The sequence below is a fragment of the Halopseudomonas sp. L-58 genome (assembly GCF_056859475.1).
Genome location: NZ_JBSXON010000086.1, coordinates 42,994 through 61,872, shown reverse-complemented (window position 1 = coordinate 61,872; position 18,879 = coordinate 42,994). Strand labels below are relative to the sequence as shown.

Annotated in this window: 22 protein-coding genes; 6 read left to right on the top strand and 16 right to left on the bottom strand. The window is 62.7% G+C overall.

What is annotated here, in order from left to right:
* Positions 1-61: 61 nt before the first annotated feature.
* Positions 62-922 (top strand): prenyltransferase, encoded by an 861-nt coding sequence (locus AC13EY_RS18075; protein ID WP_228247112.1) that lies wholly within the window; start codon positions 62-64, stop codon positions 920-922.
* A 30-nt stretch (positions 923-952) separates the two neighbouring features.
* On the opposite strand, the gene AC13EY_RS18070 is transcribed toward AC13EY_RS18075, so the two are convergent.
* The gene (locus AC13EY_RS18070) at positions 953-2,272 is read right to left on the bottom strand and encodes a substrate-binding domain-containing protein (protein ID WP_228247111.1); all 1,320 of its coding nucleotides are present in this window, start codon (positions 2,270-2,272) and stop codon (positions 953-955) included.
* Positions 2,273-2,525: 253 nt separating this feature from the next.
* On the opposite strand from AC13EY_RS18070, the gene AC13EY_RS18065 reads away from it, so the two are divergent.
* From AC13EY_RS18065 to gloA, 3 genes are all read left to right on the top strand, one after another.
* Positions 2,526-3,701 carry a GGDEF domain-containing protein gene (locus AC13EY_RS18065; RefSeq protein WP_335600751.1) on the top strand — a complete coding sequence of 392 codons (1,176 nt, stop codon included), beginning with the start codon at positions 2,526-2,528 and terminating at the stop codon, positions 3,699-3,701.
* A gap of 270 nt (positions 3,702-3,971) precedes the next feature.
* Positions 3,972-4,832 carry a crotonase/enoyl-CoA hydratase family protein gene (locus AC13EY_RS18060; protein WP_228247109.1) on the top strand — a complete coding sequence of 287 codons (861 nt, stop codon included), beginning with the start codon at positions 3,972-3,974 and terminating at the stop codon, positions 4,830-4,832.
* Positions 4,833-5,082: 250 nt separating this feature from the next.
* The gene (gene gloA, locus AC13EY_RS18055) at positions 5,083-5,613 is read left to right on the top strand and encodes a lactoylglutathione lyase (protein WP_228247108.1); all 531 of its coding nucleotides are present in this window, start codon (positions 5,083-5,085) and stop codon (positions 5,611-5,613) included.
* Positions 5,614-5,777: 164 nt separating this feature from the next.
* Here gloA and AC13EY_RS18050 read toward each other — a convergent pair whose 3' ends face one another.
* From AC13EY_RS18050 to AC13EY_RS17995, 12 genes are all read right to left on the bottom strand, one after another.
* On the bottom strand, positions 5,778-6,326 hold the full coding sequence (locus AC13EY_RS18050) for a DUF922 domain-containing protein (protein WP_228247107.1): 549 nt from the start codon (positions 6,324-6,326) through the stop codon (positions 5,778-5,780).
* Complete coding sequence (locus AC13EY_RS18045) at positions 6,326-6,763, bottom strand: acyl-CoA thioesterase (RefSeq protein ID WP_228247106.1); 438 nt, start codon at positions 6,761-6,763, stop codon at positions 6,326-6,328. Before AC13EY_RS18045 ends, AC13EY_RS18050 begins: the two co-directional genes overlap by 1 nt.
* A gap of 16 nt (positions 6,764-6,779) precedes the next feature.
* Complete coding sequence (locus AC13EY_RS18040) at positions 6,780-7,943, bottom strand: iron-containing alcohol dehydrogenase (protein ID WP_228247105.1); 1,164 nt, start codon at positions 7,941-7,943, stop codon at positions 6,780-6,782.
* 239 nt (positions 7,944-8,182) lie between these two features.
* Positions 8,183-9,361, bottom strand: a complete 1,179-nt coding sequence (hemW, locus tag AC13EY_RS18035) for a radical SAM family heme chaperone HemW (protein ID WP_228247146.1) — start codon at positions 9,359-9,361, stop codon at positions 8,183-8,185.
* A 56-nt stretch (positions 9,362-9,417) separates the two neighbouring features.
* Positions 9,418-10,026: an RdgB/HAM1 family non-canonical purine NTP pyrophosphatase gene (gene rdgB, locus AC13EY_RS18030; RefSeq protein ID WP_228247104.1), complete on the bottom strand. Its 609-nt coding sequence runs from the start codon at positions 10,024-10,026 to the stop codon at positions 9,418-9,420.
* Positions 10,016-10,447: a DUF4426 domain-containing protein gene (locus AC13EY_RS18025; protein ID WP_228247103.1), complete on the bottom strand. Its 432-nt coding sequence runs from the start codon at positions 10,445-10,447 to the stop codon at positions 10,016-10,018. The genes rdgB and AC13EY_RS18025 overlap by 11 nt, the downstream gene beginning before the upstream one ends.
* Before the next feature lie 22 nt (positions 10,448-10,469).
* Positions 10,470-11,060 carry a methionine biosynthesis protein MetW gene (metW, locus tag AC13EY_RS18020; RefSeq protein ID WP_088276147.1) on the bottom strand — a complete coding sequence of 197 codons (591 nt, stop codon included), beginning with the start codon at positions 11,058-11,060 and terminating at the stop codon, positions 10,470-10,472.
* 2 nt (positions 11,061-11,062) lie between these two features.
* On the bottom strand, positions 11,063-12,205 hold the full coding sequence (metX, locus tag AC13EY_RS18015) for a homoserine O-succinyltransferase MetX (protein WP_228247102.1): 1,143 nt from the start codon (positions 12,203-12,205) through the stop codon (positions 11,063-11,065).
* Between the two features lie 126 nt (positions 12,206-12,331).
* Entirely contained in the window at positions 12,332-12,622 is a 291-nt protein-coding gene (locus tag AC13EY_RS18010) for a DUF167 family protein (RefSeq protein ID WP_228247101.1), read from the bottom strand.
* A gap of 5 nt (positions 12,623-12,627) precedes the next feature.
* Positions 12,628-13,218 carry a YggT family protein gene (locus AC13EY_RS18005; protein WP_228247100.1) on the bottom strand — a complete coding sequence of 197 codons (591 nt, stop codon included), beginning with the start codon at positions 13,216-13,218 and terminating at the stop codon, positions 12,628-12,630.
* Between the two features lie 13 nt (positions 13,219-13,231).
* Positions 13,232-14,050, bottom strand: coding sequence for a pyrroline-5-carboxylate reductase (gene proC / locus AC13EY_RS18000; RefSeq protein ID WP_228247099.1), 819 nt, complete (start codon positions 14,048-14,050; stop codon positions 13,232-13,234).
* Positions 14,051-14,073: 23 nt separating this feature from the next.
* Entirely contained in the window at positions 14,074-14,760 is a 687-nt protein-coding gene (locus AC13EY_RS17995; protein WP_228247098.1) for a YggS family pyridoxal phosphate-dependent enzyme, read from the bottom strand.
* 77 nt (positions 14,761-14,837) lie between these two features.
* On the opposite strand from AC13EY_RS17995, the gene AC13EY_RS17990 reads away from it, so the two are divergent.
* Positions 14,838-15,872: a type IV pilus twitching motility protein PilT gene (locus tag AC13EY_RS17990; protein WP_088276051.1), complete on the top strand. Its 1,035-nt coding sequence runs from the start codon at positions 14,838-14,840 to the stop codon at positions 15,870-15,872.
* Positions 15,873-15,933: 61 nt separating this feature from the next.
* On the top strand, positions 15,934-17,088 hold the full coding sequence (locus tag AC13EY_RS17985; RefSeq protein ID WP_228247097.1) for a PilT/PilU family type 4a pilus ATPase: 1,155 nt from the start codon (positions 15,934-15,936) through the stop codon (positions 17,086-17,088).
* 19 nt (positions 17,089-17,107) lie between these two features.
* Here the strand turns inward: AC13EY_RS17985 and siaD are convergent, their stop codons facing one another.
* The 3 genes from siaD to siaB are packed head-to-tail and all read right to left on the bottom strand — an operon-like array spanning position 17,108 to position 18,852.
* Positions 17,108-17,902, bottom strand: coding sequence for a biofilm regulation diguanylate cyclase SiaD (gene siaD, locus AC13EY_RS17980; protein ID WP_228247096.1), 795 nt, complete (start codon positions 17,900-17,902; stop codon positions 17,108-17,110).
* A 7-nt stretch (positions 17,903-17,909) separates the two neighbouring features.
* Positions 17,910-18,287: a biofilm regulation phosphoprotein SiaC gene (siaC, locus tag AC13EY_RS17975; RefSeq protein ID WP_228247095.1), complete on the bottom strand. Its 378-nt coding sequence runs from the start codon at positions 18,285-18,287 to the stop codon at positions 17,910-17,912.
* A gap of 22 nt (positions 18,288-18,309) precedes the next feature.
* A complete protein-coding gene (siaB, locus tag AC13EY_RS17970; RefSeq protein ID WP_228247094.1) occupies positions 18,310-18,852 on the bottom strand; it encodes a biofilm regulation protein kinase SiaB in 543 nt (180 codons plus the stop codon).
* Between the last annotated feature and the right edge of the window lie 27 nt (positions 18,853-18,879).

Sequence of the window (18,879 nt, the reverse complement as noted above, 5' to 3'; positions counted from 1 at the left end):
CGCGCTGGCAAGGCACTGCCGATGGCCGGATCAATGGAGGTTTCCAGCTGGACGAATGACCATGGGATTACTGCTTACCCTGCGCCCACCGTTTCTGCTGCTGGCGCTGGTCACCGTCGCCCTGGCTGCGGCGCTGACCCCGTCGGCACTGCTGCTCGACAGCGACTGGCTGCTGGTACTGCTGGGCGCGCTGGCGGCGCATGGCGCCGTCAATGTGCTGAACGAGTACGCCGACTTCCACAGCGGTCTGGATCTGCACACCGAACGCACGCCCTTCAGTGGCGGCAGTGGCTACCTGCCCACGCACCCGCACGCTGCGCCGGCCGCCCTTGTGCTGGGGCTGACGCTGTTGCTGCTGACCGTGCTGATTGGGCTGTGGCTGAGCTGGCGGACCGGCCCCGGCCTGTTGCCGGTCGGCATCGCCGGCGTCCTGCTGGTGGCCGGTTATACCCCGTGGATTACCCGCAACCGTTGGCTCAGTCTGCTGGCGCCCGGTACCGGCTTCGGTCTGCTGATGCTGCTGGGCAGCCAGCGCGTGCTGGCCGGCGAATACACGGCCGGCGGGCTGGCGGCCGGCGTGGTGTTGTGGGCGCTGATCAATAACCTGTTACTGCTCAACCAGCTTCCCGATTGCGACGCCGACCGCCGCGTTGGCCGCGACAATCTGGCGCTGCGCTACGGGCCGGCGCTGACTCGCCGGGTCTACGCGGCCAACTGGTTACTGGCCTTGCTGGGGCTGTTGCTGGCCGTGCTGGCGGGCTGGTTGCCGGTTGCCAGTCTGCTGGCCTTGCCGGCGTTTGCGCTGGGTCTGCATAGCCTGTGGCACTGTCGTCCGGATGGCGACCTGTTGCCGGCTCTGCGCAGCAATGTGCTGCAAAGCCTGCTGGTGCCGGGGCTGATGGCCCTGGGTATCTGGCTGTGAGGGCCTGAGAGTACATGCGCGCGCGTCGCCTTAGCGACGCACCCACACCTCAACCCGCCCATTGCGCCGCGCGCCACTTTCCCCGCCGGCTGAACCGACCGGCATGTAGTGTCCGTAACCGACATAGCCCTGCACCCGAGTGCCCATTTCCCGCAGCGCCTTGGCGGCAGACAGGGCGCGCAGCTCGGAGATCATCTGCGCCCGCAGTTCGTGACTCTGTTGGTCGGCAAAGCCGATCAGCATCAGGTCGCGACCAGTCTTGCCGCTGTCTTGCAGATACTGCTGTACGCGTTGCAGGTCACGCCGGGCCTTGTTGTCCAGCTGGGTGCGCCCTTCGGCAAAGCGGAAGTTGACCGACAGGCGCTGGTAATGCTCGGTCAGGCGCCTGAAGGTATCGGGCACACTGGCATCCGGCGGCAGATCGACGGCAAAGGGGGTCTGCGGAAAGAAGCCGGATTCGGCCACAATCGCCTGTCCCGTCGGGCTCTGAACGTACTCGATAAACTGCCTTGCCAGTGGCTCGCCGGTGTTTCCTGCCGTGTACAGATACAGCCGGCGTGCCAGAGGATAATCTTCGGTAGCCACCGACAGCGCGCTCGGTTTCAGCGCCGGGGCGTTGCCGTCGGCAATCGCCAGCAGCTTGCTGTTGCCCGCCGAGGCGAAGCCGGCAAAGCCGATACCGGACGGGTCGTTGCTCACGTCGTTTGACAGCTGGTCGTTCGACTCGTAACGCTGCGCGCTCGGCGTCAGGTTGTAGCGTCCGGCCAGCACCAGCTCCTTGAAGGTATCCCAGGTGCCGGATTGCTCGTCACGGGCATAGATCCGAATTGGTCGATCCGGGCCGCCAACCTCGGACCAGTTGCTGATTTCGCCAGCGAAGACGCGCGCCAGCGTATCGATATTGAGCTGCTCGACCGGGTTGGAGGGGTGTACCAGAATCGCCAGGCCATCAATTGCAATTACATGCTCGCTGGCCGGGCTGGTCAGATCGGCGCGCGTGGCCATGGCTTCCCGCTCGCTGCCCTTGACTCGACGTGATGCGGCCCAGATATCGGCGTGATCCGCCGCCAGCGCGCTGAAGCCAGTGCTCGTGCCATGCGCCGCGACCAGCACTGTCATCGGTTTGCCGTTGTAGCTGGTGGCAAGCACCGTCTCGTTGGCTGTCCCGGTTGGTCTGGCTGTCACCGGGTTGCCGGTCAGTTGCTGCAGAAAGCCGGTCATCAGCATCGGCGCAAGCGTAGCGCCGATGGTATTGGAGCCGTGGATCTCCAGTGCATGGGCGCTGGCCAGGCCGGGTAGCAGGGTGAACGAAAGCCACAGGTGGCGCAGATAGCGGCGAATTGAAGGCATGAGGGTCCTCGTTTCAACGGGCAGCGTGTGAGTCGGCTGCCAGAGTGCGACAAGGAGATAACATCCAGGTTACAGCCGGATGACGGTTGGCTGTCGGATTGCCAGGGTGTAGAGCCGGTCACACTGCCGCGATGCCGCGTTACGGCTGAACGCTGCGCCGGCAGGCTAAAAAGTGGCAATCCGCCACTCTTTCCGTGCCCTTACCCCATCCATGGAACATAATAAGAAAGAACCCGATGACGACGTGCACTCGATGGATGTAACACCCGTATACGATCCCGGTACCCTGATCATGCTGACCAGCTTGCTGATGGCTGTGATGGGTATCGTTCTGCTATTGATGGGGCGCGCCAGCACTCCTGCTATTGCGGGGTATCGTCACTGGGCGGCCGGCTCGCTGTTGGCCATGTTCTCCGGGCTGCTGATCAGTTTGCGTGGCGAGGCCCTCGACTGGCTTACCTATACGATCCCGAATACCGCCGCCATGCTGGCCTATACCCTGTACTGGATCGGCAGCGCCCGCTACTTCGGTCAGCAGCCGAGACTCAAGGGTTGGGTGGTGCTGTTTGTTGTTGCCTGGATCGGCCAGGCCTACTTTACCCACGTCGAGGACAGCCTGCGTGGGCGTTACCTGAGCCTGACCGGCTATGTGTTTGCCGCCAGCCTGATGCATGCCATCGTGTTTGCAATGGCGATCTTCCAACGCAGCAGCGATCATCGGCAGTATCTGCTGGGTGTCACGTTCACCGGTTTCTGGGTCTGCTTCTCCACCCTGGTATTTGGTGCGCGCTGGGTACATGCGGTGTTCCAGCCGCAGGACGGCCAGGGCATGCTGGATACCTCCTGGATGCAGGCGCTGTATCTCGGTACCTTCACCTTCGGACTGGTGATCGTCAATATCGGTTTTTTGCTACTCGTGTCCGAGCGTATCCGCAGCAATTTTGAAGACCTTGCCATGGTCGATACGTTGACCGGCGTGCGCAGCCGCCGCGCAGTGGCCAATGCCGCCAGTGACCTGTTCCGGCGCAGCAGGCGGAGCGGAGAGCCTTTTTCAGTCCTTTCGCTCGATCTGGACCACTTCAAGGCGATTAACGACCAGTTCGGTCATCAGACCGGTGATCGCGTCTTACAGGTCTTCTGTCGGCATGTGGAAGATGCCCTGCGCCAGTCTGATGTGTTCGGCAGGGTAGGGGGCGAGGAGTTTATCGTTCTGCTGCCGGCAACCACCATGGCTCAGGCCGGTGAGCTGTCCGAACGGCTGCGCCTTGCTGCCCTTGTCAGCGAGCCGGGCTTACCCGGTGTGACCGTCAGCATTGGCTATACCGACTGGCGCCCGACAGATGCCGGTGTTGATGACACCTTCAAGCGTGCTGATCGCGCTCTGTATGCGGCGAAGGATGCGGGGCGCAATCGGGCGATGCACTGCTAGAACCTGCGTGCAGAGCCCGGGGCTGAACTCTGAGTGCGCGTTTGTCCGGGCGTTGGCGGTATGTCTGGTCGTTGTTTGGACAATCCTCATGATCGTGAGGATAACTACTGCTTTGTTTGCCAGCCGCAAGTTATCCGCACGCGCGTGAGGTTTGCTGCTCCCTGCCATCCACACCGCCAATACCCTCACATACGCCACGGTAACTCAACTGGTTACAGTGACTGGCCGGTTCTACACTGGACGGCATTTGACCAAACAGGAAGAGCCCCAATGACTTACGAGACCCTCGATTACCAGGTGGAGGACGGTGTCCTCACGCTGACGCTGAACCGTCCTGACCGCATGAACGCCTTTAACGGCCTGATGCGTCGTGAGCTGATTGCCGCCTTTGATGCGGCGGATGCCGATGATGCGGTGCGTGTGGTGATCATGACTGGTGCGGGCCGTGCGTTCTGTGCCGGTGCGGATCTGGAGAAGGGCGGTGACACCTTCAACCGCCACAAGCGTCAGGATCAGCCCGAGGGTGATGATCTGCGTGATGGCGGCGGTACTGTCTCACTGCGTATCTACGAGTGCATCAAGCCGGTCATCGTTGCCTTCAACGGCGCGGCTGTCGGCGTCGGTGTGACCATGAGCCTGCCGGCGGATATTCGCATGGCCTCGACCAATGCCAAGTTCGGTTTCGTGTTCGCCCGTCGCGGCATCACCATGGAAGCCTGCTCCAGCTGGTTCCTGCCGCGCCTCGTTGGCCCGATGCAGGCCGCCGAGTGGGTCTATACCGGCCGCGTCTTCAGCGCCGAAGAAGCGCTCAAGGGCGGTCTGCTGCGCAGCGTCCACGAGCCGGACGAGCTGCTGCCGGCGGCGCGCGAGCTGGCCCGTGAGATTGCCGACAACACCTCGGCCATGTCTGCCGCGCTGAACCGTCAGCTGCTGTGGCGCATGATGGCGGCGGATCATCCGATGGAAGCGCATATCATCGACTCGCGCGCGATTGCCTTTATGGGTGAGTCCGAAGATGCGAAAGAGGGCGTCAGCTCGTTCCTGGAGAAGCGCGCGCCGGAGTTCAAGCTGCGTCCGAGCTCGGACAAGCCTGAGTTTTTCCCGTGGTGGGAAGAGCGCAAATTCCGATAAAAGCTACCTGCGTTGGCATTGCTGCGTTGAAGCAAAGGCCAAAAATGCTCACTTACTCTTTGTAAGGTCGGGCGCGACTCCGATCGCTTTTTGGTCTTCACTTCGCCTTGCACTGCCTGCCTCGGTGACGCTTTTATTGTTTGCCGGCAGCACGGCGTAATGCTGATCGGATACGACGCCCGCGCAGGTTCTGTGTGCGGGCGTTTCAGTGTTAGGCTTTGGCTTTTTCTACCCAATGGGAGCTGTTGCCATGAGTCGTCACTTTGAATCCGCCCCGGGCCTGTGCGAGAACCGCGATCCGGCTACCGAGGGGTTTGTCTTCAACCAGACCATGCTGCGCATCAAGGACCCGAAGGCGACGCTGGATTTCTATACCCGCGTGATGGGCATGACGCTGGTGAAGAAGCTGGATTTTCCGGCCGGCAAGTTTAGTCTGTATTTTCTGGCCGCTGTCGACAGTAACGCGCTGGACAGCTGGTCTGACGATCCTGTTGAGCGCACCCACCAGACCTTCGGCCGTCCGGCCATGCTGGAGCTGACCCACAACTGGGGCACCGAAGACGATCCGGAGTTCAGCTATCACAACGGTAACGAAGAGCCGCGCGGCTTCGGCCACATCGGCTTTGCCGTGCCGGATCTGGAGGCGGCCTGCGCGCGCTTTGAGGAGCTGGGTGTGTCCTTCGTCAAGCGTCCGCAGGACGGCAAGATGCACAACATCGCCTTTATCCGTGATCCGGATGGGTATTGGATTGAGATCTTTGCGCCGGGCGGGATGGCCTGACGGGAGCGTTAAAAGCTACCTGCGTTGCCATCGCGGCGTTAAAAACCAGCTCGGCATGCTCATTTACAGCTCGTAAACTCCGCTGCCTCGCTGGTTTTTGCCTTGCGCTGCCTGCCTCGGCAACGCTTTTACCTGCCCCCGCTCTTGCTGTGGTCCTGCGGGTGTCAGGGGAAGTGCGCGCCTTCCAGCGTCCCCTGCTGGGTGCGCTTGTCGTACTCGCGGTCGTCGACGGCGAGCTGTTCCAGCAGGCGGCGGCCGGCGGCGTTGGCAGCTTGTTGCAGTTGCTCGCAGGAGGCTGCTGGCGGCAGATTGAGAATCGCCTGCTCGATCTGTCTGGCGGCATTCATCGCCAAATCCACATGACCATCCTGATGCAGCTGCAGGGCGAGCAGGTAGCTGTCCCATTGCTGCTGCACGCTGGCGGCGCGCTGCGGGTCGGGTTGCAGGCGCGGGATATACGAGGTCACGCTGACGTCGGTGGTCGCTTCGGTGATGCGGCACTGACCGGGCGTGGACTCCCAGCGGAAGTTCCAGTTGACCCGGTTGGCGCTGTGCTGACGATTGCGGTTCAGGCTGGCGCGAATGGTGTCGACGGTAGCGCCGCTGACATCAAAACTTTCCACCCGGCTTTGCAGTCGTGGTTCGGCGTAGCTTTGCCCCGCAGCGATCAGCAGCGGGCTCAGCAGCAGCGGTAACAGCAATCGTTTGTGCATCAGATCGGGTCCATCAGGCGCTCTAGGGCAGCGCGGCAACGGTTGGGGATCGGGAAGGCGGTATTGCTGGCGCGGTCCACGAATACATGGACGAAACGACCCGCTGCGCAGGCCTCGTCACGGCCCTGCTTGAATACGGCCAGTTCGTAATGTACCGAGCTGCTGCCCAGGCGCGCGACCTTGACGCCAATCTCGATGGCGTCAGGAAAGGCGATGGGCGCGAAGTAGTCGCAGTTGGAGCTGACCACAAAGGCGACCTGATCGCCGGTATGGATGTCCAGCCCGCCTTCGGCGATCAGCCAGCTGTTTACCGCGCTGTCGAAGTAGCTGTAGTAGGTCACATTGTTGACGTGACCGTAGATGTCGTTGTCGTGCCAGCGGGTGGTGATGGCGTGCAGGTAGGGGTAATCGCTGCGCGTGGGCTTGCTCGTACTCATGAATGCTCCGCTTGGCTCAGTAAGCCTGGTTGTAGATGGCCAGCGCGTCCGCTTCGGTGACCTCGCGTGGGTTGTTGACCAGCAGACGCTGCTGCAGCATGGCGTCCCTGGCCAGCATTTCCAGTGCGTCCTTTGGCACACCGGCGTCGCGCAGACGGCTCGGCAGGCCACCGCGCGGGCTCAGCTCGGCCAGTGCGCTGATCATCTGCGCGGTCAGGCTGTCGGTGTCACCGGCAACCAGGCCGGGGCCGACGATCAGCGGTGCCAGTTCGGCATACAGCGGCGCGGCGGCCGGAGCGTTGAATTCAACCACCGTTGGCAGCACCAGCGCGTTCGACAGGCCGTGCGGAATGTGGAAGTGACCGCCAAGCGGGTAGGCCAGTGCGTGGACCGCAGCGACCGGCGCGTTGGCGAAGGCCTGGCCGGCGAGCAGGGCGCCGAGCAGCATGGCCTGGCGGGCTTCGCGGTTGCCGCCGTCCTCCACCACCGCATCCAGGTTGCCGGCCAGCAGGCGCAGGGCCTCGCGGGCGAGCATGTCGGACAGCGGGTTCTTCTTCAGTTTGCTGGTGTAGGCCTCGATGGCGTGCACCATGGCGTCGATGCCGGTGGCGGCGGTGACGTGGGCGGGCAGCCCGAGGGTCAGGTCGGCATCCAGCAGCGCCAGATCCGGCAGCAGAATCGGTGACACGACGCCCATCTTGGTGGTGGCGCCGGTGGTGATGATCGCAATCTGGGTGACTTCCGAGCCGGTGCCGGCGGTGGTCGGCACCTGAATCAGCGGCAGGCGCTGGCCGCGGGCATTGCCGACGCCGTAGATGTCCTGCAGGGTCTGCGTGCAGCTCGGGTGCGCGAGCAGGGCAACCAGCTTGGCCACGTCCATCGAGCTGCCGCCACCGAAGCCGATGATCAGCTCGGCCTGCATGGCCTTGGCCTGTTCAACGGCCGCTAATACCACGGATTCCGGCGGATCGGCCTCAACCTGATCGAATACCTCAACAGCAATGCCGGCGCTGCTCAAGGTTGGCAGTACGCCGCTGAGCAGGCCAATCTTGGTAATGCCGGGGTCGGTGACAATCAGCACGCGGTGGGCGTCGCGGACCTTGCACAGCTCGCCGAGCTGGCTGGCGGAACCGGATTCGCAGAGGATCTGCGCGGTGGTGGCAAAGCTGAAGGGATTCATCGGGCCTCCGGGTTGGGTGCGGGTTCGATCTGCTGCGTGCCCGTGGGCCGCGGTTGTTGTGCATTCATCGCCGGTGGCTTTCCGGCTGGCGAGATCGAAATCAGTTTCCAGACTGAGTCAATTCTGCTGACTGTGCGTTCATGCGGCAAGGGCTATTGATGTTGGCGATGGTCATTCACAGCCCGGTGATAGTGGAGCGCCCTTGTTGGCCGAGTCGGAACGCGGCCTTCCCAAGCGGCCTAGAGGAACATCTCCAGCAGGTCGTTGAGGAACAGCCGGCCGCGTTCGGTCGGGCGCAGTTGCTGGCGCCAGGGCTCGAGCAGGCCCTTGGCCTCGGCCTGGTTCAGGGTGCCGGCGATCTGCTCCAGCGACTGGCCGGTACGCTCGGCGTACCAGGCGCTAGGCACGCCATCGACCAGCCGCAGGGCGTTCATCAGGAAATCGAACGGCAGCTCGTCTGCGTCCAGCGTCTTGCTGCCGGCCAGATAGGCTTTGTCCGGATTCAGGTAGTCCTTGGGCAGGCGGGTCTTCCAGTAGCGCTGCACCTTGCCATTGGCGTCGGTCAGCTTGCCGTGGGCACCGGCACCCAGGCCGAGAAAGTCGCCGTACTGCCAGTAATTGAGGTTATGGCGGGCGCGGTGGCCGCCCTTGGCATAGGCCGAAATCTCGTACTGGGCGTAGCCGCCGGCGGCCAGCCGTTGCAGCCCGGCCTCCTGAATCGACCAGAGAATGTCTTCCTCGGGCAGCGTGGGCGGGCGCGAGTAGAACACGGTGTTGGGTTCCAGCGTCAGCTGATACCAGGACAGGTGCTCGGGTGCGAGCGCCATGGCCTGATCCAGATCGGCCATCGCCTGGGCGTGCTCCTGATTCGGCAGGCCGTGCATCAGGTCGAGGTTCAGGTTGTCGAAGCCGGCGCGGCGCGCCATCTCGACCGCACCGAGGGCTTCGCGGTCGTCATGGATGCGGCCAAGGGCCTTGAGATGGCCGGCATTGAAGCTCTGGATGCCAATCGACAGGCGATTGATGCCCGCCAGCCGGTAGTCGCGAAACTTGGCCTGCTCGAAGGTGCCGGGGTTGGCTTCGAGGGTGATTTCGATTTCATCGGCGAACGGCACGCGCTGGTTCAGCGCCTGCAGAAAGCGGTCCAGGGCCGCAGCTGAGAACAGGCTCGGCGTGCCGCCTCCGAAGAAAATTGAGGTCAGCGGCCGGGCGGGCAGGCCGTCGAGCAAGCGCAGGTCCTGCTCCAGATCCTCGATCAGCGCGTCAACGTACTCTGCTTCGGGCAGGGTATCGAGACTGGTGTGCGAATTGAAGTCGCAGTAGGGGCACTTCTTTACGCACCAGGGGATGTGGATGTACGCCGCCAGGGGCGGCGGCTGCAAGCCACAAGACGGGGGCGTTGCCCCCTCAAGCTGCAAGCGGTCCGTGCTGGCGTTTGGGTTTGCTTGCCGCTTGCCGCTTGCCGCTTGTGGCTTCACAGGCCCAGCCTGGTTTTCAACAGCGCCATGGCGCGTGCCCGGTGGCTCAACTGATTCTTCTCTTGCGGACTGAGTTCGGCGCTGGAGCAGTCGCGCTCCGGCACCCAGAACAGCGGATCGTAGCCAAAACCGTGCTCGCCGCTGGGCGCATGCAGGATGCGGCCTTGCCAGGCGCCTTCGCAGATGACGGGAATGGGATCTTCGGCGTGGCGCAGCAGGGCCAGTGCGCAGATGAACTGGGCGCCGCGCTCGGCGTCCGGTACGTCCTTCAATGCTTCAAGCAGCTTGGCGTTGTTGGCGGCATCACCGCCACCGCCGGCGTAGCGGGCAGAGTAGATGCCGGGTGCGCCGCCCAGGGCGTCGACCGCGAGTCCGGAGTCGTCGGCCAGCGCCGGCAGGCCCGAGATGCGGGCGGCGTGACGCGCCTTGATCAGGGCGTTTTCGACGAAGGTCAGGCCGGTTTCCTCGGCTTCGATATCGGTGAAGTCGCTTTGCGGGCGGACGGTGATGCTGTCACCCAGCATGGCCTGGAGTTCAGCGAGCTTGCCCTTGTTGTTGCTGGCGAGCACCAACTCACTGAAGGGCAGGGCAGTTTTATTGGTCATCGGGGAAGAATTCCTGCTGGAAGCTCAGGCTGTGCACCATGGCGCCTTCTTCGGCCTGGATATCGACTTTGAACAGCAAAATGCCGCGCTGGGTAGAGGTGTAGTTGGCGACAAAGTAGATGGCGTCGCCTTCCTGAATACGGTTGAAGTCGAGCGCGACCGGCTGGCCGATCAGGCTGCGCACTTCGCCCTTGAGGATAGCGTCGACCGCGCTGCCGTCCGGCCGCTGCACGGCGACGTTGATCACGCCGTGGGTCGGGCCGCGCTTGAGGCCGGCGTTGGCGGCGATGTCGGGCTGCAGCAGGGTGCTGTTGAATACGTTGTGGTAGACCACCAGATCACCGAAGCGAGTGGGCTCGGGGCCGGCGAACACGTTGAGGCTGAGCAGCATCAGGCTCAGCAGGCAGAGACGACGAAACATGGCAGTTCTCCTCGAAAGTGGACTAGCGACTGACCCGGTAGATCGCGACTTCACCCAGCATGTTGGGCCACAGGCCGCTCAACCAGCTGCTCTGGTGGGTCTGGTCGACCACCAGGCGGTTCAGCACCTTGATGTTGCGCTCCCGGCACAGCTGCTCGAAGTCCTTGAAGGTGCAGAAGTGGATGTTCGGGGTGTTGTACCAAGTGTAGGGCATGAACTCGGACACCGGCATGCGGCCCTTGGTGCCCAGATACCAGCGGCAGCGCCAGTGGGCAAAGTTGGGGAAGGTCAGAATGCCTTCGTGGCCGATGCGCAGCATGTCTTCCAGTACCCGGTCGGGGTAGTGCATGGCCTGCAGTGACTGGGTCATGACCACGGTGTCGAAGCTGTTGTCCTCGAAGTTGTCGAGGCTTTCGTCGAGGTTCTGCTCCATCACGTTGACGCCGTGTCGGATACAGCTGCTGATCTTGTCCGGGTCGATTTCCAGGCCGTAGCCCTGCACCTGCTTGTGATCGCGCAGGTGGCGCAGCAACTGGCCCTCGCCGCAGCCCAGGTCTAGTACCCGGCTGCCCGGGCGAATCCATTGCTGGATGATCTCCAGATCGGCGCGCAGGCTCATTGGTTCACCTCGATGCGGTTCATGTAGCCACTCAGGGCCTCGATATAGCGGGGAATCGGCAGCAGGAAGGCGTCGTGGCCCTGGGCGGCTTCGATCTCCAGATAGCTGACGTCCTTGCGGGCGGCGAGCAGGCCGTCGACCAGTTCGCGCGAGCGCGCCGGCGAGAAGCGCCAGTCGGTAGTGAACGACATCACCAGACAGCGAGCCTGGACCACCGCCAGTGTGCGCGCCAGATCACCACCGTTGGCCGCGGCCGGGTCAAAGTAGTCCAGCGCCTTGGTCATCAGCAGGTAGGTATTGGCATCGAAGCGACCGGAGAACTCCTGACCCTGATAGCGCAGGTAGCTTTCCACCTCGAACTCGACGCTGGTCAGGTCGTAGTTGAGCTGATCGGAGCGCAGATCGCGGCCGAACTTGGCGCCCATCGAGTCGTCCGACAGGTAGGTAATGTGGCCGACCATGCGCGCCAGCATCAGGCCGCGCTTGGGGATCACGCCAAAGGCGGCGTAGTCGCCGTTGTGGAAGTCCGGATCGGTAATGATTGCCTGCCGGGCCACCTCGTTGAAGGCGATGTTCTGTGCCGACAGCTTGGGCGCGGTGGCAATGGCCACGCAGTGACGCACGCGCTCCGGGTAGCTGATCGCCCACTGCAGCGCCTGCATGCCGCCAAGACTGCCGCCCACCACCGCAGCCCACTGCTGAATGCCCAGCACGTCGGCCAGCCTGGCCTGGCTGTGCACCCAGTCTTCGACGGTAACGACCGGAAAACTGGCGCCGTAGCTCTTGCCGGTTTCCGGGTTGATGCTGGACGGGCCGGTGGAGCCGTGGCAGCCGCCGAGGTTGTTCAGGCTGACGACGAAGAAGCGATTGGTGTCGATGGCCTTACCGGGGCCGATGCAGTTGTCCCACCAGCCCGGTTTGCGATCGTCGGCGCTGTGGTAGCCGGCGGCGTGGTGATGGCCGGACAGGGCGTGGCAGATCAGCACCGCGTTGCTGGCGCTGGCGTTGAGCTCACCGTAGGTCTCGTAGACCAGCTCGTAGCTGTTCAGCGGCGTGCCGCAGGCCAGGGGAAGAGGGTCGGTAAACGTCTGGCGCTGGGGGGTGACCAGGCCGACGGAGTCAGCAGGTAGTCGGGACATCGGTAACCTGTTCCTGTGTCGCTTGGCCGGACTTCGTAGGGAGGATCACTCCCGGGATACAGCAGGCAGGCGAAGGGCCAATTATGGATGCGCCAGTCTAAAGAGGGCGTTGGCCCGGTGCAACATTCAGCCGCGGCTGATACCCAGATCCTCGGGCAGTTGCTGCGGCTGCTTTATCAGCAGGCGTTTTTGCCGGCTGCTCTGGCCGCTGAGCAGGCTGACCTGCTGGCGGCTGACCGCAAAGGCGTCGGCCAGAAAGCGCATCAGCGCGTCGTTGGCCTTGCCGTCGACGGGCGGTGCGCTGATGCGGATCTTCAGCCGTTCGCCATGCTGGCCGGCAAACTCGGCGCGCTTGGCGCCGGGCTGCAGATGGCAGTCGAGGATCAGATCCTCGCCTTGCCAGTGGTAGAACGGCACTGGCGTCAGAGTGCCAGCGTCAGGCCACGGGGCATGCTGGCCGCGGCTGCCAGGTTGGCGATGACCAGCATGTCGAACAGCCGAATGGCGATAAAGGCAAAGATCGGTGACAGGTCCAGCCCGCCCAGTGCCGGCAGGATCTTGCGGATCGGTGCCAGCAGCGGCTCGCACAACTGGTTGATCAGCGTTACCGCCGGGTTGTAGCTGCCCTGGGCGACCCACGACAGGATTACACTGATGATCAGCGCGAAGAAGAAGATCTTGGCGAACAGCGCGAGGATGCCAATGGCCGACCAGGCGACCAGCAGGATAATGTTCGGCAGCGCGTAGCCCATCAACTTGATGATCAGCACCATCAGCACCAGCTGGATTGCCAGCGCCAGGACCAGCGAGGCGAAGTCCAGCCCGCCGTAACCGGGAATAATCCGGCGCAGCAGCATCAGCAGCGGCTTGGTGGCACGGACGATGAACTGCGAGATCGGGTTATAGAAGTCGGCGCGGACCAGCTGCAGCAGAAAGCGCAGCAGTACTACCAGCAGGTAGAGATTGCCGAGGGTTTGCAGCAGGTAGATGGCGGCCGTGTTCAGGCTGTTCATGGGCAATCAATCCTCAGGCAAGCTCGCGGGACATTTCGGCTGCGCGGTCGGCACAGGCCTGCATGGCGTCGTCGACCATCTTCGGCAACCCCTGGCTGCGGAAGGTTTCGATGGCGCGTTCGGTGGTGCCGTTGGGTGAGCAGACGCGACGGCGCAGCTCGGCAACGTCGACGTCGCTGTGTACCGCCATGTCGGCGGCGCCCAGGCCGGTGAACAGCGCCAGTCGCTCGGCGGTGTCGCGCGGCAGGCCAAGTTTTTCGCCGGCGTCGATCATCGCTTCCATCAGGTAGAAGAAGTAGGCCGGGCCACTGCCGGAGACCGCGGTGACGGCGTCGATCAGCTTTTCCTCATCCAGCCAGACACTGATGCCGACCGCGTTGAGGATGCCTTCGGCCTGCTCACGCTGCTCGTCGCTGACCGCGGCGTTGGCATACAGGCCGCTGACGCCCTGGCCGCGCAGCGACGGCGTATTGGGCATGCAGCGGACGATGGCGGTACCGGCGCCGAGCCAGTTTTCCAGGCTGCTGCAGGTGATGCCGGCGGCGATGGAAATGATCAGCTGGCCGGGCTTGCGGCTGCGCGGCAGGGCGCGGCAGACGTCCTGCATGACCTGCGGCTTGACCGCCAGCAGCAGGATGTCGCACTCGGCTGCCAGCACCGCGTTATCGGTGGTCGTGCGGATATGGAACTGGCGCTCCAGGGCCGCGCATTGCTCGGCCTTGGTGTCGCTGGCGATCAGGTTTGCCGGCTTGACGTTCTTCTGCAGCATGCCGCCGATCAGGCTGGTGGCCATGTTGCCGGCGCCGATGAATCCGATTACGGGTGCAGTCATAGGGAAACCTCGTTCAGCATGCGTTAGGTGTTGGCGTACTGGCGTTGCCCGAACAGGGCGGTGCCGATACGCACTATGGTGGCGCCTTCCTGCACCGCTTCGGTCAGGTCGTCGCTCATGCCCATCGACAGGGTGTCCAGGTCCAGCGGCAGGCTTTGGGCAGCCTGGCGCAGCGCAGCCAGCGGCGCGCGGCGTGCCTCGCTGGTCTCGGCCGGTGCCGGAATGGCCATCAGCCCGCGCAGCCGGATGCGCGGCAGCGCCGCGACCGCGGCAGCCAGCTCGGGCAGTTCGGCCAGCGATACGCCGGATTTGCTGTCTTCGGCGCTGATGTTCACCTGCAGGCAGACATTCAGTGGCGGCAGATGTTCCGGGCGCTGGTCAGAGAGGCGCTGGGCGATTTTCAGGCGATCGACGCTGTGCACCCAGTCGAAGTGCTCGGCGATGGGACGCGTCTTGTTCGATTGAATGGGGCCGATGAAGTGCCAGTGCAAGGGCAGATCACTCAGCTCGGCCATCTTGTCGAGGGCTTCCTGCAGGTAGTTTTCGCCGATATCCTTCAGCCCGGCGGCCCAGGCGTCGCGAATGGCGCTGGTGGGCCGGGTCTTGCTGACGGCCAGCAGGGTGATCGCTTCCGGAGGCCGTCCGGCCGCCTCTGCAGCCCGCCGGATGCGCTCACGAACGTTTGCAATATTCTCTGCTATCGTGGACATTACGGACGTTAATACCTTGCCAATGGAATAGACACTGCGGGCATTCTACATGCATGCAGGTTGTTATGGGGAACCCTATGGATATTACCGAGCTGTTAGCCTTCAGCGCTAAACAGGGCGCGTCGGACTTGCACCTGTCGGCAGGATTGCCGCCCATGATCCGTGTTGATGGCGACGTGCGCCGGATCAACGTACCGGCGATGGAGCACAAGCAGGTTCATGCGCTGATCTACGACATCATGAACGACAAGCAGCGCAAGGACTACGAGGAGTTCCTGGAGACCGACTTCTCGTTCGAGGTCCCCGGCGTAGCCCGGTTCCGGGTTAACGCGTTCAACCAGAATCGTGGCGCAGGCGCGGTGTTCCGGACCATTCCTTCCAAGGTGCTGACCATGGAAGATCTGGGCATGGGCGATGTGTTCAAGAAGATTTCCGATGTGCCGCGCGGGCTGGTGCTGGTGACCGGGCCGACCGGCTCGGGCAAGTCCACCAGTCTGGCGGCCATGCTCGACTACATCAATTGCAACAAATACCAGCACATCCTGACCATCGAGGACCCGATCGAGTTCGTTCACGAGTCGAAGAAGTGTCTGGTCAACCAGCGTGAAGTGCACCGTGACACACTTGGCTTTGCCGAAGCATTGCGCTCGGCACTGCGTGAAGACCCGGATATCATTCTGGTCGGCGAGATGCGCGACCTGGAAACCATTCGCCTGGCGCTGACTGCGGCAGAAACAGGTCACCTGGTGTTCGGCACCCTGCATACCACCTCGGCGGCCAAGACCATCGACCGTATCGTCGACGTGTTCCCCGGTGAGGAAAAGGCCATGGTGCGCTCGATGCTGTCCGAGTCACTGCAGGCGGTAATCTCCCAGACGCTGCTGAAGAAGATCGGCGGCGGCCGGGTCGCCGCGCACGAAATCATGATCGGCACACCGGCGATCCGGAACCTGATCCGTGAAGACAAGATTGCGCAGATGTACTCGGCGATCCAGACCGGCGGCAACCTCGGCATGCAGACCCTCGACATGTGTTTGAAGTCGCTGGTCGCCAAGGGCCTTGTCAGCAAGGAAAGCGCCCGTGAGAAAGCCAAGGTCGCCGACGGATTCTGAGTTCAACAAATAGTGCCGGCGGCGGTGTGCCTGCCGCCATGAAGGAAAGTAGAGGCAACCCATGGAGTTCGAGAAGCTGTTGCGGTTGATGGTCGAGAAGGGTGCGTCCGACCTGTTCATTACCGCCGGTGTGCCACCGAGCATGAAGGTGAATGGCAAGATCCTGCCGGTTACCAAAACTCCGCTGTCGCCGGAGCAGACCCGCGAAACCGTGCTGGGCGTGATGACCGAAGCGCAGCGTCGCGAGTTCGCCGAGAAGCGCGAATGCAACTTCGCCATCAGTGCGCGCGGCATTGGCCGGTTCCGGGTCAGCTCGTTCTATCAGCGCAATCTGGTGGGCATGGTGTTGCGCCGTATCGAGGTCAACATTCCGACCATGGAAGAACTGCGGCTGCCGGAGGTGCTGAAGCAGCTGGCCATGACCAAGCGCGGCCTGGTGATCTTCGTCGGCGCTACCGGTACCGGCAAGTCGACCTCGCTGGCCTCAATGATCGGCTACCGCAACAAGCACTCCAGCGGGCACATCATCTCCATCGAAGATCCGATCGAATTTATTCACCAGCATCAGAACTGCATTGTCACCCAGCGCGAGGTCGGTATTGATACCGACTCGTTCGAGGTGGCGCTGAAGAACACCTTGCGTCAGGCGCCGGACGTGATTCTGATCGGTGAGGTGCGGACCAAGGAAACCATGGATCACGCGGTGGCCTTTGCCGAAACCGGCCACCTGTGTCTGGCTACCCTGCACGCCAACAACGCCAACCAGGCGCTGGACCGCATCATTCACTTCTTCCCGACCGAGATGCATCAGCAGGTCTGGATGGACCTGTCACTGAATCTCAAGGCGATTGTTGCCCAGCAGCTGATTCCCACGCCCGATGGCAAGGGCCGTCGTGCTGCCATCGAAGTGCTGCTTAATACGCCGCTGGCCGCCGACATGATTCGCAAGGGTGAGGTGCATGAGCTCAAGCCGTTAATGGCCCGCTCCAATGAATTGGGCATGCAGACCTTCGATCAGGCGCTCTACAAGCTCTACAGTGCCGGCGAGATCACCTATGAAGATGCGCTGTTGCACGCCGACTCGGCGAACGACCTGCGTCTGATGATCAAGCTGGGCTCGGAAACCGACGGTCAGCACCTGATGCAGGACCAGCTGAGCCACGGCCTGTCGCTGGAAGAAGAGGAAGAAGTCGCCTCGCGCACGCGGCGGTTCTGAGTCGCTGACGGTCGGCTGACTAGCCGGCCGTCGCGGTATGCAGCTGGTTGCGCCCGCCGCGCTTGGCCTCCAGCAGGGCGTGATCGGCCTGGCTGATGGTGTCGGAATAGCTGTTATTCGGGCTGTGCTGTGCGATGCCGATACTGACGGTCATGCCGACCGACTCGTCCTGCACCCGGATGGTCAGTCGCTCGACAGCGGACCGTACCCGCTCCATCACCAGGGTCGCCTCGGCGGTACCGGTTTCCGGCAGCAGAATCAGGAACTCTTCTCCCCCCCAGCGACCGCACAGGTCGCTGTCCCGAATTTCGGCATCCAGCACTCGCGCCAGCTCAATCAGTGCGCCGTCGCCAACTTCGTGGCCATAACGATCATTGATGCTCTTGAAGTGGTCGACATCCAGCATGGCGATGCTGAACGGGCGCTGATAGCGGATGAAGCGCTCGGCTTCCTTCTTCAGGCGGTCTACCAACAGGCGGCGATTACCCAGGCCGGTCAGTGCGTCGTGGGTGGAGGCTTCGCGCAGCGCCTCGTTCAGGTCGCGCATCATGTTCTGATAGCGGTCCGAGATGCGGGCCACCTTCTCCAGTTGACGCAATTGCTTGTTCAGTCGCTCGGTCAGCGACTGCTCGCGCTGCCGGGCCATGCTCTGGAATCCGTCGGAGATGTGACTGATGCGGTCGATTCGACGGGCCAGATCCTGATGGGCTGACCACAGCTCGTTCAGCGGCGCATACAGAGGACTCTGCTGGAGCTCGGTTTGCTCCAGTAGCCGTGGAATCTGCGCTTCGAGGTCCTCTTTGTTTCCTTTCATGGCGTGCTCAGGGGTGACTGATGATGTTGAAATTGAAGGTACAGTCTTCCTTGAATTCTTCTGCCAGCTCGGCGACACGCTCGTTCTGCGGGTCGTAGTACCAGTTGACCGCAACTTGCTTGCCGTCCTGATGGGCGGCTTCCAGCAGGTCGAAAACGTCCATCATGGCCTTCACGCTGCTGGTGTTCAGGTACAGCAGACGCAGCTCAAGGCTCAGTGGAGCGCCTGCCTGATCGAGATAGGACTCGATCCAGTCGAACACCTGCTGAAACAGGTCAAAGGAATTTTCCGGATAGGAGTCGCCGGCCATATGCAGATGGCCGGCGTTCCAGTCGCTGCGTACTTCCGGTGTAGATTGCGAGCTGGGGATGCTGAAATCGTTCATAGGTGCTTGGCTCTTGGTTCGGTCAGATCACGGCGCGCAGGCTGAAAAAGCTGCGACCGTTGGCGACGGGCTGCAGCGAGGCCTGCAGCGGGGCGCTGGATTTGCGGGCAATGTCAATCAGGCCCAGGCCCGCGCCGGAGGGGCGCTCGGCGTCGCGCGGGCGACGCAGTTGCTCCTTGTAGGCTGCCTTCAGGCCGGCTTTGTCCAGTTCTGCCAGCCGGGCAATCGAACTGACCAGATTTTCCCCGTCGGCGCTTTCGATCAGGTTGCCTGCCGACACGATATACCGTCCGTCCTCATCCCGTGATACGACCACGGTGGCGCCAGCCTCCTGCTCGTTCCAACCCTTGGCCCGGGTGTAATGGCTGATATTCTGGGTCATTTCGATGTAGACGGCAAAAACATCCATGGCAGCGGAAGTCGGTGCGCTATCGGCGGCCAGATAGTTACGCAATGCGTTGCCGATCTCTTCGATCAGGCTGCGCGAGATGGGGCCGTTGAAGCACAGCAGGATCTGCTGGCTGTTGAATTGTTCGCGCATCGCGAACAGGTCGATATGGTCCATTACAACTCCTGTGCGGTCGGGCGTTTG